Genomic DNA, 14,173 nt, shown 5'->3' on the forward strand with positions numbered 1-14,173 from the left:
GAATAATAAAAGAATATATGGTAAAGAATTATTCCGGGTTGCTGTAAATAATCTGGCTGATTGCTCTACCTTCCTTAATTGTCCAGAAAGTAGTGTATCTGTGTTCACCCGAACCATTAATCATATAAAGAAAAATATGATCGTCATCAATTGAAGTAACTCCCATGTTTTCAAAATCCATTGTAGGATTAAACATGTTTTTAATCGCTTCTCTTACGAAAACAGAGCCTCTTCCGGGTTGTTGTACACGGATTGATTTTATTTCCTTTAGATCTTCAGGAAGCTCCTTTCCAAGTCCCCAGGTTTTTTGTTTGTCTATTTTAACGATATTTCCTTCTGCATCTTTTTCCTGTTTTTTAAATTTTGCGCTTGAAGGATAAATATCAATCACCACTTTCGTTCTTTGAGCAGTCGGTATTTTTTGATTATTATTGTCGGTAAAAGTAATCGATCTTCCGTTTTTAGATAATACCGGAGTAAATTTTGGAAGCTGATCGATAAATGCAATACGACCTTTATTCACCATTCCTTCTTTATTAAGACTATCGTATCTCACAAATGGTTTCGGAAGCTCTTCTTTTTCAGGATATTTTATCCAGATCCATTCAGTTTCTCCGGGAGCGGGTTTTACATATACAAAAACATCACCTCTTTTCATCCTGATTTTATCAACGATTTTGCGGTAATCTTCTTTATGTACACGTACCATTGCATAGCCTTCTTCGGCCTTTACAACACCAAAAGGAACTTTATCTTGGGCGTTGATTAAAGTACAAGAAAAAATACTGAATATCGATAAATAGATTGCTTTGTAGATGAAAGTCATTGTAAATGAATATTTATGGCTCAAAGATATAAATTAAATATTTTTTGGAAGATAATTAAACCTTTTCAATTCTGTTAAATCTTTAATTGGTTTTAAATGACCATCAGAAAGAAGAAAAATATCATCTGAAATATCTAAAACATCATGATATTGATGATCCGAAATAATAAAACCTTTATCAGTTTGTTGTTTAATAATTGTTTTTATTTCAGCTACTGCTTTTGGAGAAAGGCTGTGAAAAGGCTCATCCAGCAAAATAAATTCTGCTTTAGAATAAATAATCAGCAAAACTTCTACAATTCTGAGCTCTCCTCCTGAAAGTGTATTCGGAGTTTCATTTAAAAATGGTTGAATAAATCTCGATTGAGAAATTTTTGTACTGTTTTCCTTATCACAAAACAAATAAATAAGATTTTTGATCTTTATATTTCTCGGTAAAAATGAATATTGAGGTAAATAAGCGATTCTGTTTTTTCGGCCAGATTGATTTTTTAAAATTATATTATCGAATTTTATATATTGTGTATCACCTTTAATCGTTCCAAAAATAATTTGAAATAAAGTTGATTTTCCGGAACCGTTTCTTCCTAAAAGTCCTGAAATATTTCCGGTTTCACAGCTTAAGTAAATATCTTTCAGAATATCTTTTTCACCAAAAGATTTTGTAATACTGTCGATGTGAAGCTTGCTCATAGAATAGCCGAAATAAGTTGTAAGATAATACTAAAACTAACTGTAATCATCCAAAGTGATATTCTTGAAAATCCAAAATTGGCATAGAAAAGATATTCGTTTTTCAGTCTTAATTCATAGATGAAATAATGCATCAACGAGAAAATAAATAAAAAACCAAAACTAAAATTTTTAAAATCTATTCCTGCAGGAATGGAGGCTAATATCGAAAATATAACTCCCGGAATAAGAAGTTTCCTGTAAAAAATCCACAATATTTTAAGATTGACAAGCATGTTCAAAAATAGAAATAAAAACAAAAGAGAGCATCATTATTTTGGCGCTCTCTTTTGTTTTAAAATTAATTATTTAAAAGCTTTGCTTTCACATTGCTATTTTTAATCATGTTTCTGAGTTCTGAAATCTGGCTATGAGAAAAGTCTTTTTTCGGAACCATATTCATCGTCGTTTTACTTTGATAAATCAAAAACCAGTCTTTGGTTTCTTTTATTTTGTAGACTGTATTCCAAGTGAAATCGCCATCGAAAGTTTCGCCTTTTGTAAAAACTTTTTCATCAGTGAAAGTATAGGTAATTTCTTCCTGAATTTTCTTGTTAGAATAAAAAGCATTTTTCAAACGGAAATAAGAACGAATGATGATAAAAATAAAGGCCACAACAAACCAAATCGATGCAGATTTCAAAATATTCTGCGTATCATTTTCAGTATTGTAAAAATTTAAACCCAAGAATAAAAGGATAATGAAAGAGAAAATAATAATTCTCGGCATTGAATTCTTAATATTAAAATTCAAAAAATCCTTAAATGTAATATGGGTTTTTGCTGTTATCATTTTGATTAAATCCTTTCCAGTTCGTCTGCATCAATCGTTGTCTTAAAAGTACCGTAATTGACCGTCACTTTATTTCTCGAGATTTTTTCAATCGTTCCTACACTTGTACTTCCGGTAATTCTCACACGTTGCCCGATTTTCATCCAGACAGCGCGGTCGGTTTTACGTTTTTCTTCGATTTTTTCGTTGGTTTCAGTAATCTTTTCGATAACTTCTTCCTTCTTCAGTTGTTGGGTAATTTTTCTTTTTACCACCTGAAGTCGTTTAGTTTCATCTTTATCTGCACCAATCTTTCTGAATTTTTCCTGCTCCAGAATTTTTACGAAATCTTTCACAACATCTTTCCTCGATTTACCTTTTACATAGCTGTCGATGAAGCCTTCTATTTTAGTTCCGAACTGAAGCTTACGATGCTCATCTTCGTACAATTTCTGAAAATTGAATAGCTTTTGCTGTAGCTGCTCATTCAGTTTTTGCAGATTATCACGCTTATCTTTTACCGATTCTTTTCTTTCGGCAAGATCAGTTTTCAGTTTTTCAACTTCGTATTTTTCCTGTTGAAGCTTTACAATCGTTTTATCTAAATTCACAATATCATGTTCCACTTTTTTCTTAGCAGAATGAATTATAAATCTTGGGATTTTATTTTTTTCAGCAACTTCAAACGTAAACGAACTTCCGGCTTGTCCGATCTCCAGTTTGTACATCGGTTCAAGTGTCTCTTCATTGAAAAGCATTGCCGCATTTTGCGCATTCGGAAGCTCTTCTACAACCAATTTGATATTGGTATAATGCGTCGTAATAATCGCAAAACTTTTCTTATCATAGAAAAACTCAAGGAAACTTTCAGCCAAAGCACCACCCAATTCAGGGTCAGAACCAGTTCCAAATTCGTCGATCAGTAAAAGCGTATTTGCATCGGCTTCACGGATGATCCCACCCATTTTCTTCAATCTTGATGAATAGGTCGAAAGGTGATTTTCAATAGATTGATTATCCCCAATATCGGTCATTATTTTATCAAAGAAAAACATCTCAGATTTCGGATGTGTCGGAACTAAAATTCCGCTCTGAATCATTAATTGAAGCAATCCTACAGTTTTCAGGGTAATAGATTTTCCTCCTGCATTCGGTCCGGAAATACAGATGATTCTGTTGTGATCCGTTAAACTTAATGTTTGTGGGAAAATAGTTTTGTTTTCCGCTTTATTTCTCAAAAACAACAAAGGATGAAAAGCTTCTCTTAATCGTAACGTTTTATGACGGTTGATTTTCGGTAAAACACCGTTAATTAACTCTGCAAACTTCGATTTGGCTCTCGTTAAGTCAAGATCGAAAATATACATTTGATATCTCCAAAGCTGAGGTTGAAATTCTGCCAATTCTGCAGTTAACTTTCTCAGAATTTTATCGATTTCCTTTTTCTCTTCTTCCTGACTTTCTTTAAGTTTAAAATGATGCTTTACCACAGAATCTGGCTGCATATAAGTGATAGAACCTGTTTTTGAAAGTCCTAAAACTCTTCCTGCGACTCTTTTTTTGTATGCAGATTTTACCGCCAAAACTCTTTGGTCATCAATAATCGTTTCTCGAATATCATCTAGAAATTCACTTTGTCCGTAATTGAACAAAGCCCTGTTGAAATTTTCTGTAATCGCTTTTTTAGCATGTTGAATTTCTGTTCTCAACTCTTTCAAAATCGGAGAAGCTTCACTTTTTACTTCACCAAAACGGTTAAAAACTTTATCAACTTTATCAATGATTTCCTTTTTAAATTCTAATGCAGAAACATCCTTAATCAAATTAGGAAAAGTTTCGGGCATTGTTGGGAAAAACTTTTGCAGTTTCCCGATTTGCTCCGTTAATGTTTTTATTTTGATAAAAGCAGAATTTTCCAATCGATAATTTTCGATCAGCATTACTTTTAGCTCAGTTTCAATATCTTCATATTCATCAAATGGAATCGCATTCGAACTTTCAAAACTTGATAAATATTCTGAAGTTTTTTTTAATGAAACTTCTGCTTCGTCAATTTCCATCGGACGAAGTTCAAGGATTTTATCTCTCGTCTTCGGAGAATATGCAAAAGGAGCAATTTCCGCAAGCAATTGCGGAAATTCTAGTTCGTCTAAATCTTCTTTATTTATATACACAGTGCAAATTTAGTGAGAAAATGTGAAATTAATTTGAAAATGAGGTAATTTGAGAATTTGAAAATGTATTTTTAAATTTTCACCATTAAGGTTTTATTAAAGAGTTAAGGATAGTAAGCTGATTTTCAATTTTGACATTTTTGCTTTAAAAAGATCTATTTGATTTTCCTTAATGACCTTAACTTCTTAAACTGTCTTAATGGTTCAATTTTCAACTAACTTCAATATGGTTTTATTACTTTTGAAATATGAAACTGGAAACCGAACGATTAGTTTTAAAATCAATCAACGAAAATCACGCAGAAGATATTCTGAAGATCCGCAGTAATGCGGAAATCAATAAGTTTTTAAAAAGAATTCCGCCACAAAACAACTATGATGCGTTGAGTTTTATTTTAACAATTAAACAACGAGTTGAAAATAAAGAAACGATTTTCTGGGGAATTTCTTTAAAAAATCAACCGGAGCTTATAGGAACAATTTGTCTGTGGAATTTTTCTGAAGATCGAAAAACTGCCGAAGTTGGCTATGAATTGTTACCTGATTATCACTGGAAAGGAATAATGTTTGAAGCTTTGAAAGCAGTTTTGAATTTTGGTTTTAAGGAATTATATTTAAATGAAATTTTAGCTTTCACCAATAAATTTAATGAAAATTCAAAGTCATTACTTCTAAAACATCAATTTACTTTGGAAGAGGGGAGGGTTGATGAAGGTTTTCCTGAAAATTTGGTTTTTAGTTTAAAGAAATAATTTAATAAAATGGCAAAAATAATTATTAACCGCACAACAGAATTTTCAAATTTAATAAGGTCTATAGAGATTTATTTAGGAAATGAAAAAATAGGAACAATCAGAGATGGAGAATCTAAAGAGTTTGAAGTTGAAGCAGGAGAATATGAATTGAGGGCAAAGATTGATTGGTGCGGTTCAAATAAAATAAATTTTACGATTAGAGAAAATGAAGTTCTTCGATATAACTTGAGTGGAACCAATCCTTTTTTCGGCTTATACTATATTACTTTTGGAAAAGACAGATATTTAAGATTAAAACCGATTAAATAAAAAGCCTGTCACAAACGCAACAGACCTTCTCAATATTAACCAAATTCGATTGATTTGAAAGTATAAAATTATTAATAGAATGTTTTTCTTTTAAGTGGCATCCAATGCGAAGACTAAATTTAAATCGTCTTTTACAACAATCATTCCGCCCATTTTTTTCGGAGGTTTTATATTGAAATCACTGAACTTCACGGTTCTTTTTCCGGTGAGTTTTCCGTTTTCCATACAAAGGGTGATATTGTAGATTTTGCTTTTGTTCATCATCCTTACTTCAATTTGGGTGTTGTAAATATTTTTGTTTTTATCAATATTCAGAAATTTTATATTTAAGTAAGGATGTTCATCTGCAGAAAGCGTTTTCTTGAAATCTGAAGTCATTATTTTATGATGGCAATCAAAGTCATCTACTTTTAGACTGAGATTTGGAAGTTGCTTATTGCTTAAGTTTAAGGCAAGATTTGATATTTTAAAAGACGTATTGATACACTTAAAACTGTTGATGTTTGTATTTCCGTTAATCTGAACGAAATTTTCCTGTGCAGAAATAAAAATTCCGAGAAAAAACAGAATCATAGTAGCTGAAGTTTTCATAATTCTGGTTTTTTAAATCGGGGGAAGTAGCTGTCGGAAAATATTCCCCCGATTCTGGTTATGTAGTTTAGAAAGATATTGCTGCTTCCAAAACAAACCCGTTGAAACCGCCTTCATTTAAGATGCTTGTTGTAGGATAGCCGTTGTATTTTTGATTGACATATTCTACTTTGGCAAGAATATTTTTAGTCATAAACCAACCTCCGCCAACATTGTATCTTGTAACATCTACTTTGTCTCCGGTTGCCAGTTTGCCTTTTACCATATTGTATCGACCTCCGAAATAAAGATTATCATCATTTCCAAATCTGTATAAAAGTTCTGCTGCATATTGATTCCAGGTTCTTCTGTCGGTTTCTGTGAAATTTCTTCCTGATGCATTTTCAAAAGTTCCGAAAAACTCAAGACCTTTATATCTTACGAACGGATTAATCATAAATGAAATCACTTTGTTTTTGAAATCCGGAACTATTTGCCCAGATCTGAAGTTTGAAGAAGAAGTTGCTGCTGCATTTTCCATTACAAAATAATATCTAGATCCGGCTCTGTCGCCATCGTAAAAATCGAGTCTTTGAGTATCTGCTGCGTTGTAAACTGATCCGGTTAAACGTACTCTCAAATCATTGTTAAGTTGCTTGTCATAACCTAATTTAGCATAAACTGACGGACTTGTTCCTCCTGTTGCATTCTGATTAAGTCTTCCGTTGGTAACACCACCCATTCCTATGAAACCATCTTTTCGGTAATATAATTCGGCAAAAATCATCGTTGCATAAGCATCCATCAGATAATTTCCTACAAACGGGTTTTGTGTGGTATAAGCATTGTCGCTTCTTCTGAAATGCGCATCACCGTAGTTAATTTCATCATGACCAAATTTAATGGTTGCATGTTTCATAAAATCACTTAAAAAATCTTTTTGGATGAAATCTAATTTATCAATCTGAATGTAACCACCTTTTACGTAGGTTTCATTGTGGTGACGAGAAGAAAGAAATGTTCTCAGATGTAAATTAATACCATCATATAACGCAACGTCTAAATCTAGGTTGGCCGTCGGAAGATTAAAGTTGTTTCCAATATCGTACAATTGAGTGGCAGGAACAGTTTGGTCAGCTCCGCTTTCGTGTTTCAACCCTTGAAATTGAAGAGCAAAAGCTCCGCCGACTCTTACTTTTAGTTTTTCAAAAGTGGTCACAGAATCTTTCGGATTTTCAAACATATTGATTCCTCGCTGATCTCTCGGTTTCAGATTGTCTAAAGGGAATTGCTGCGCATTTACAAGGCTTGTGAGTAGTATTGCTCCAAGTAGTCCGATTTTTATAGTAGTTGATTTCATAATGTTTATTTTTTTAAGTTTATTCAAATTACTCTGCTATAATGTTCACTTTTACAGTGACTACATCTCCAGTTTTTACTCCCATAAATCCGGGTCTTTCCATTCCGAAGTCTGAAAGTTTAAGTGTTTCGGTTCCGTTGATGGTGTAAGTGTTTGCATTTTTTACGACAGTTACAGGAAATGTTACGTTTTTAGAAACTCCTGCGATGGTCATTTTACCACTAAGATTGCTTTTTCCAACAGCGATTGATGATGAACTGAAAGAAATAGTAGGAAACTTATCTGCTTTAAGTGCGGAATGAGCTTTATTATCCATCATTTTACCTTTTTTGCTGGTAATATTTTTTACAGGAATGGTAAATGTTGCATTTGAGATTGCGTTTCCATTGACTGTTCCTGAAAAAGTAGCCGAAGAACCATTCATTTCCCAATCATGAAGAGAAGAAGTTCCGTTGATGATAATCGAAGTCGTTTTTTGATTTATTTTTTGAGCAATTCCAAATTGAGAAAATAGCAAAGTTCCGCATACGATTGTTGCATTCAAGAATGTTCTTAAATTTTCCATATTCTTAAAAATTATTGATTATTTTATTAAATGTTTGTCACTTTTCTTATGGTAAAGGTCGTGTTATTGGTTAAATATCACTAATAATTTAATATGATAATAATCTTATGAATTTTTGTATTTGAATATTTTTTAATGAAAATCAATTATGATTATCATTTTTATTAATAAATAATTTAACCTAACGAATGTTAGTTAGTTTTTGTGAATTGTTTTTATTGAAAAAATAAATCATACAAAACTGATGACGAATTTTTGTGATGAAAGTCAGTAGGAATTTCTTGTCAGTTTTAGCTTGAATCGTTAATTTATTAAGTGAAATAGGCAGAAGTTTAATATCTTTGAAGAGGATTTTACAGAATGAATATGGCAAACTGGACAGAAATTTTAGCCCCAATAAAAAGCACAGAATATTTTACTCAACTTTGGGAAAAAGTAAAACAAGAGTATGCAACAACAAAAGTATTCCCTCCGAAAAATCAGATTTTCAGAGCGTTGGAATTAACTGCTTTTGAAGATGTGGAAGTGGTAATTATTGGTCAGGATCCTTATCACAACGATTTTCAGGCAAATGGTTTGTGTTTTTCAGTTTCAGAACAGGTTACAGCGCCACCTTCGCTTAAAAATATTTTCACTGAATTAAAAGACGATGTAGGTGTAGAGCGAACTTCAAAAGAATTAGATGACTGGGCAAAACAAGGTGTTTTGTTATTAAATGCAACGTTAACCGTTCGTGCGCATTCCCCAAACTCTCACAAAGATTTAGGCTGGGAAAAGTTTACCAATTTTATTATTAAAGAAATTTCAGATAAAAAAGAAAATGTAGTTTTCGTTTTGTGGGGAGCTTTTGCACAGAAAAAAGCCGAATTAATCAATCCGGCTAAACATTTTATTATAAAATCGGCGCATCCATCACCTTTTTCTGTGTACAGAGGTTTTTATGGAAGCAAACCTTTTTCGAAAATTAACGAATATCTTGCTTCAAAAGGTAAGAAACAGATTTCCTGGTAAATATTTTTAGTTATTTTCTTTAGTGATTTCAATTCCTATTTTATACAATCCTGCGAGAGATTTTGTACCATTTTGTGCTGTAGGATGAGGTGTAATTTCTTTTAAAGAAATCGTGTATCCGTTAAATGACTGCGTTTTGTGGTAATCTTTACCTTTAACTTCTGCGGTTGAGAACTGTAAAGTCATAGGTCTGCTTGTGGTGCTCATTAATTCAATATTCGCAACGGCAACTCCTGCCCAAACGCACTGTGTTCCTTCAGGACAGCGGCTATCTTCTGCAATGTTTTTGAAGGTGACATTCATCTGGAATTCCTGCAAGAATTTATTTTCTCCTTCACGGAAATAGATAATCTTACCTTCTTTTTTTAGAGGTGTTTCGTTCACAATGGTAGCTTGTTGGGTTGTAGTTTGTTTTGTGGTTTCTTTTTGTGCATTGCAGTTTACTAAACTGACAACACTTAAACCTATGATTATATTTTTATACATTTTTATAAATTATATGACGTTAACGATGTCTAAAATTACAACTAAAAGCATTGCAATTCCTACAACTAAACTAAATCCTGTTCCATAAATAAAACCAATAAAAGCTCCTTTTGTAGATTTTAATGCTTTGTTCATGTCTTTACTGTCGTGTAAAAGTTCACCAATAAAAACTCCGGCAAACATTCCTACCAAAAACCCGAGAGGAATTGGAATGAAAATACCTACAATGGTACCGATAACCGATCCGATGCTTCCCCACCGTGTTCCACCATATTTTCTGTTAGTTTTTGCAGGGATTACATAATTTAAAACCGCAGAAGCAAGAGTCAGAATCACGAAAGCCCAAATGTAAAGAACCGAAAGATCAGAATCTGTCCCGTATTTATAAATTAACAATCCGGCAAGACTTAAAACAAGACCAGGTAAAACGGGTAAGAAAGTTCCTAAAATTCCAAGAATTAAAAGAATGATGCTGATGAAGCTAATTAAAGTGGTATCCATTATGATTGAATTAAATATAAACTAATTTAAATATATTTTAATTTTTGGGATGATAGTTGCTGATAATATTGAGATTTATAAACCAAAATCATTCCTAAATTTCCTAAATTTGTTGTAATGAAAGACGAAATAAAAGATACCAAAAGTTTTTTTCAGGAAACTAGTGAACAACTTTATATTTATGTAAGTAAAATCTCTCCATCAGGAATGGACTGGATTTTTCATATTATTGTTAAGATTGGATTGCTGATTGCTATTTTTTTATTGTTTGATTTTATTTTTAAGCTCATCATCAATTATACTTTTCGGTTTTTTCGTAACGAAAATAAATTTCCTGTTTTAAAATCTGTTTATCAGTCGAAGATTACTAATTCGGTTGCACATTTTATAGCATTGAGTTTTATTGCTTCAATGCATGAATTTATTTTTGTAGGTGCGCTTACCAAAACCACAGTTTTTATTCATCGTTCGGTTAATTTAGGTATGGTTCTTATCCTCGCCGGAATGCTCTATCGCTCTTTAACAGGTTTTAGATATTATTTCACAATTCAACAGGATTATTATAAAGTGATGGCAATCAATGCTATTTCAGAAACGGTAAAGATTCTGGGGATTTTTATTTTTACTGTCGTAAGCATTTGTGTGATTTTTGGTATTAAAGGAACTACAATTGTTGGAAGTTTAGGAGCGATAACGGCGGTTTTGGTTTTGGTTTTCAGAGACACTATTTTGGGTTTTGTAACGGGTATTCACGTAGCGACTTCTAAAAGTTTGAAAGTAGGCGATTGGATCGGAATTCCTAAATATAATATCGAAGGAAATATTTTGGATATCAGTTTGTTAACTACGAAAATTGCCAATTTCGATAAAACAATTTCCTCCATTCCAACGTACGATTTGTTGACTACTGAGATAAAAAATCTTCAGGTAATGTCTGAATCGAATACCCGAAGAATTAAAAAATCTATTTTCTTTAATATCAATTCTTTTAAATTTTTAAATAATGAAGAAATTGAACGTTTAAAAGAAATCAATCTTATTTCAGATTATCTGAATGATAAAACTTCTGAAATCAATCAGGAAAAAGAATCAATCAACCATAAAGATAAAGTGATTAACGGAAGACAGCTTACCAATGTTGGAGTTTTCAGGTATTATGCACAAAAATATCTGGAAAATGATCCTGAAATCGATAAAGAAAGTGCGATTATGGTTCGTCAGTTAGAAATTACCACACAAGGTCTTCCGATGGAGGTCTATTGTTTTACCAATGATTCGAATTGGCAACGTTTTGAGGAAATTCAGGCAGATATTTTTGATCATTTATTGGTTGCATCAAAAGAATTTGATCTTCAGATTATGCAGATAGGGTTAAAAGTCTGATAATAGAAAATAGGTATCTTTGGCGTTTTAACAACAATCTGAATTCAATGAATGTTAAGTCTGGGGTAAATAATATTGAGCTTTTAAATTGTTTGATGCTTATGCTTTCAATGTTGATCGCTTGTGTATTGCCTTTCGAAACTTTTTTATTTTCCTATGCAGTTTTGGGGCCATTGCATTATCTTACAGAGTTGCACTGGCTTAATAAGAAAGATTTTTTTCTTCCAACAAGAAAATACATTTTCCTGTTTATTGCTTTGTCTGTGTTTATTGCTTTGTCTGTGTTTATTATTGTTTTTATTCTGCTTAATTCATTTAATATTTTCACTTCTTATAGAGCCGGTATCTCAGGTTTGCTTTTGTTTCTTTTCTTCTTATTTTGTGTATATCTTTTGTATATATCAAAATCGGTTTTATTAAAAATATTTCTTATACTTTTAATAGGGTTTACCTTGTTCTTGTTTTATGTAAAAGTAGGTGTGTTTGTTTTGTTAGGGCTATTTTTACCTACAATTCTGCATGTTTACCTTTTTACGGGATTATTTATGCTGATGGGATATTTTAAATCTCCTAATATTGTAAGCCTTATAAGTCTTATTCTGCTTTTTGTTGTCCCTTTTGCTATTTATTTTCTGCCATTCGAAAATTTTATTCTTCAATCTACGATGGGTGGAGAAAAAGTCTATACTGCTACAAGTTTTAAATATATAAATGAATCGTTTGTTTTTTTATTAGGAACTGATAAAGAATCTGAAAAAATATTCTTTCTAAAAGCACAGATATTTATTGCTTTCGCTTATACTTATCACTATTTAAATTGGTTTTCTAAGACCTCAATTATTGGGTGGACAAAGACATTAAGCTTAAAAAAAATGATTTTGGTTTTAGGAATTTGGATTTTATCAATAGCTTTGTATCTGTATAATTATCAAACAGGTTTGACGGTTTTATTTTTACTTAGCATGATGCATGTTCTTGCAGAATTTCCTCTCAATGCTTTGTCTATCAAGACTGTTTTCCAGAAACTTACAAATAAATGACAAAACTAAGTGTAAACATTAATAAAATTGCCACTTTAAGAAACGCAAGAGGCGGTGAAACACCAAGCGTAACTGAGGCTGCAATAAAAATTCAAGAATTTGGTGCACACGGAATCACCATTCATCCAAGACCTGATGAAAGACACATTACCAGAAAAGATGTATATGATCTGAAGCCTTTGGTAACGACTGAATATAATATTGAAGGAAATCCTCACAGAGAATTTATCGACATGGTTTTAAATGTAAAACCTGAACAAGTTACTCTGGTTCCGGATGCAGATGATGCTATTACGTCAAATGCAGGTTGGGATACTAAAAAACACTTTGATTTTTTAAAAGAGATTATCGCTGAGTTTAAAAATGCAGGAATCCGTACTTCTATTTTTCTTGATCCTAATCCTGAATTGGTAGAATATGCTGCAAAAACCGGAACTGATAGAATCGAATTGTACACAGAAGCGTATGCAAAAAATTATACGATCAATAAAGAAGAAGCGATTAAACCTTATTATGAAACGGCTGTAAAAGCTGCTGAATTTGGTTTGGGAATCAACGCAGGTCACGATTTAAGTTTAGAAAATTTAAAATATTTTGCGGACAATATTCCAAACCTTTTAGAAGTTTCTATTGGTCATGCTTTGGTTTCTGAAGCTTTGTACATGGGAATGGAAAACACGGTTCAGGCGTATTTAAAAAGATTAGCAAAATGGGATAAATAGAAACTAGAAGTTAGATATTAGAAATTAGTTTTGCGCACTGTTTTACTAACTTCTAATATCTAATTTCTAACATCTTATAAAAAATATGGAAATTTTACATTCAAAAATATTTGGCGAAAACTTGTCGTCAACACCGCTTTTAGTATTTCACGGTTTGTTTGGAATGCTTGATAATTGGGGAAGTTTCGGAAAAGAATTGGGCGATTTTTTACCAATTCATTTGATTGATTTAAGAAATCATGGCAGAAGCTTTCATTCTGAAGAGATGTCGCATGATGATTTGGCAGATGATATTGCCAATTATATGAATCATTACGGAATTGAAAAAGCTCACGTTTTAGGACATTCTTTGGGTGGAAAAGCTGTTATGCAGTTTGCCATTAATTATCCTGAAAAAGTAGAAAAATTAATCGTTGTGGATATTTCTCCAAAAGCTTATCCGCCGCATCATCAGGGAATTATCAAAGCTCTGGAAATGGTAGATTTTAATACCGTTACTTCCAGAAGTGATGTTGAAGCGGTTTTAACTCAATATATTCCTGAGAAATCAACGATTCAGTTTTTAGCTAAAAATCTGTATTGGGAAGAGTCTGGTGATAGTAAAAAACTTAACTGGAGATTTAATCTGAAAACGCTTGCAGAAAAATACAATCAATTTGTTTCTAATGCAATCAAGTATGGAGTTTTTCAAGGTGAAACTTTATTTATTGCCGGTGAAAAATCAAATTATATTTTACCGCAGGATGAGTTTTCTATTAAACAGCAGTTTCCAAAAGCTCAGTTTGTGAAAATCAAAAATGCTGCACATTGGGTTCAGGCAGATAATCCCGTAGATTTTGCAACTGTATTAAAAGATTTTCTGAATTTAAATAATTAAACATCTGTTTTAAATATTGTTAAATTTTTCCCAATTATTTTATTTTTAAATATTGTGAATTATTTTATCGTATATTAGATTTGTCAAGTT

Annotated in this window: 17 protein-coding genes; 7 read left to right on the top strand and 10 right to left on the bottom strand. The window is 32.0% G+C overall.

Annotation, left to right across the window (positions count from 1 at the left end):
- Nucleotides 1–28: 28 nt before the first annotated feature.
- From OEW74_RS08290 to OEW74_RS08310, 5 genes are all read right to left on the bottom strand, one after another.
- Nucleotides 29–826 (bottom strand): hypothetical protein, encoded by a 798-nt coding sequence (locus OEW74_RS08290; RefSeq protein ID WP_265428019.1) that lies wholly within the window; start codon nt 824–826, stop codon nt 29–31.
- A gap of 33 nt (nt 827–859) precedes the next feature.
- Complete coding sequence (locus OEW74_RS08295) at nt 860–1,519, bottom strand: ATP-binding cassette domain-containing protein (protein WP_265428020.1); 660 nt, start codon at nt 1,517–1,519, stop codon at nt 860–862.
- Nucleotides 1,516–1,794 (bottom strand): hypothetical protein, encoded by a 279-nt coding sequence (locus OEW74_RS08300; protein ID WP_265428021.1) that lies wholly within the window; start codon nt 1,792–1,794, stop codon nt 1,516–1,518. Before OEW74_RS08300 ends, OEW74_RS08295 begins: the two co-directional genes overlap by 4 nt.
- Nucleotides 1,795–1,859: 65 nt before the next feature.
- Nucleotides 1,860–2,351: a YcxB family protein gene (locus OEW74_RS08305; protein WP_265428022.1), complete on the bottom strand. Its 492-nt coding sequence runs from the start codon at nt 2,349–2,351 to the stop codon at nt 1,860–1,862.
- A gap of 5 nt (nt 2,352–2,356) precedes the next feature.
- Nucleotides 2,357–4,504: an endonuclease MutS2 gene (locus OEW74_RS08310; protein WP_265428023.1), complete on the bottom strand. Its 2,148-nt coding sequence runs from the start codon at nt 4,502–4,504 to the stop codon at nt 2,357–2,359.
- Between the two features lie 248 nt (nt 4,505–4,752).
- Between OEW74_RS08310 and OEW74_RS08315 the strand changes: the two genes are divergently transcribed.
- A complete protein-coding gene (locus tag OEW74_RS08315; protein ID WP_265428024.1) occupies nt 4,753–5,256 on the top strand; it encodes a GNAT family N-acetyltransferase in 504 nt (167 codons plus the stop codon).
- Between the two features lie 9 nt (nt 5,257–5,265).
- Nucleotides 5,266–5,568: a hypothetical protein gene (locus OEW74_RS08320; protein WP_265428025.1), complete on the top strand. Its 303-nt coding sequence runs from the start codon at nt 5,266–5,268 to the stop codon at nt 5,566–5,568.
- 90 nt (nt 5,569–5,658) lie between these two features.
- Here OEW74_RS08320 and OEW74_RS08325 read toward each other — a convergent pair whose 3' ends face one another.
- The 3 genes from OEW74_RS08325 to OEW74_RS08335 form a co-directional block, all read right to left on the bottom strand.
- Nucleotides 5,659–6,159: a hypothetical protein gene (locus tag OEW74_RS08325; RefSeq protein WP_265428026.1), complete on the bottom strand. Its 501-nt coding sequence runs from the start codon at nt 6,157–6,159 to the stop codon at nt 5,659–5,661.
- A gap of 67 nt (nt 6,160–6,226) precedes the next feature.
- Nucleotides 6,227–7,498, bottom strand: a complete 1,272-nt coding sequence (locus tag OEW74_RS08330) for a hypothetical protein (protein ID WP_265428027.1) — start codon at nt 7,496–7,498, stop codon at nt 6,227–6,229.
- A 28-nt stretch (nt 7,499–7,526) separates the two neighbouring features.
- Entirely contained in the window at nt 7,527–8,063 is a 537-nt protein-coding gene (locus OEW74_RS08335) for a YceI family protein (RefSeq protein ID WP_265428028.1), read from the bottom strand.
- Between the two features lie 366 nt (nt 8,064–8,429).
- Between OEW74_RS08335 and OEW74_RS08340 the strand changes: the two genes are divergently transcribed.
- Entirely contained in the window at nt 8,430–9,074 is a 645-nt protein-coding gene (locus OEW74_RS08340; RefSeq protein WP_265428029.1) for a uracil-DNA glycosylase, read from the top strand.
- A gap of 6 nt (nt 9,075–9,080) precedes the next feature.
- Here OEW74_RS08340 and OEW74_RS08345 read toward each other — a convergent pair whose 3' ends face one another.
- Both OEW74_RS08345 and OEW74_RS08350 read right to left on the bottom strand, forming a co-directional pair.
- Nucleotides 9,081–9,560: a hypothetical protein gene (locus OEW74_RS08345; RefSeq protein ID WP_265428030.1), complete on the bottom strand. Its 480-nt coding sequence runs from the start codon at nt 9,558–9,560 to the stop codon at nt 9,081–9,083.
- 9 nt (nt 9,561–9,569) lie between these two features.
- Nucleotides 9,570–10,061, bottom strand: coding sequence for a DUF456 domain-containing protein (locus tag OEW74_RS08350; RefSeq protein WP_265428031.1), 492 nt, complete (start codon nt 10,059–10,061; stop codon nt 9,570–9,572).
- A 117-nt stretch (nt 10,062–10,178) separates the two neighbouring features.
- On the opposite strand from OEW74_RS08350, the gene OEW74_RS08355 reads away from it, so the two are divergent.
- The 4 genes from OEW74_RS08355 (at nt 10,179) to OEW74_RS08370 (ending at nt 14,083) form a co-directional block, all read left to right on the top strand.
- Complete coding sequence (locus OEW74_RS08355; RefSeq protein ID WP_265428032.1) at nt 10,179–11,444, top strand: mechanosensitive ion channel family protein; 1,266 nt, start codon at nt 10,179–10,181, stop codon at nt 11,442–11,444.
- Nucleotides 11,445–11,491: 47 nt separating this feature from the next.
- Nucleotides 11,492–12,484, top strand: coding sequence for a hypothetical protein (locus tag OEW74_RS08360; RefSeq protein WP_265428033.1), 993 nt, complete (start codon nt 11,492–11,494; stop codon nt 12,482–12,484).
- Nucleotides 12,481–13,206: a pyridoxine 5'-phosphate synthase gene (locus OEW74_RS08365; protein WP_265428034.1), complete on the top strand. Its 726-nt coding sequence runs from the start codon at nt 12,481–12,483 to the stop codon at nt 13,204–13,206. Before OEW74_RS08360 ends, OEW74_RS08365 begins: the two co-directional genes overlap by 4 nt.
- A gap of 85 nt (nt 13,207–13,291) precedes the next feature.
- Nucleotides 13,292–14,083, top strand: coding sequence for an alpha/beta fold hydrolase (locus OEW74_RS08370; RefSeq protein ID WP_265428035.1), 792 nt, complete (start codon nt 13,292–13,294; stop codon nt 14,081–14,083).
- Nucleotides 14,084–14,173 lie beyond the last annotated feature (90 nt).

The sequence above is a fragment of the Chryseobacterium sp. YIM B08800 genome, from assembly GCF_026163565.1.
Classification (GTDB): domain Bacteria; phylum Bacteroidota; class Bacteroidia; order Flavobacteriales; family Weeksellaceae; genus Chryseobacterium.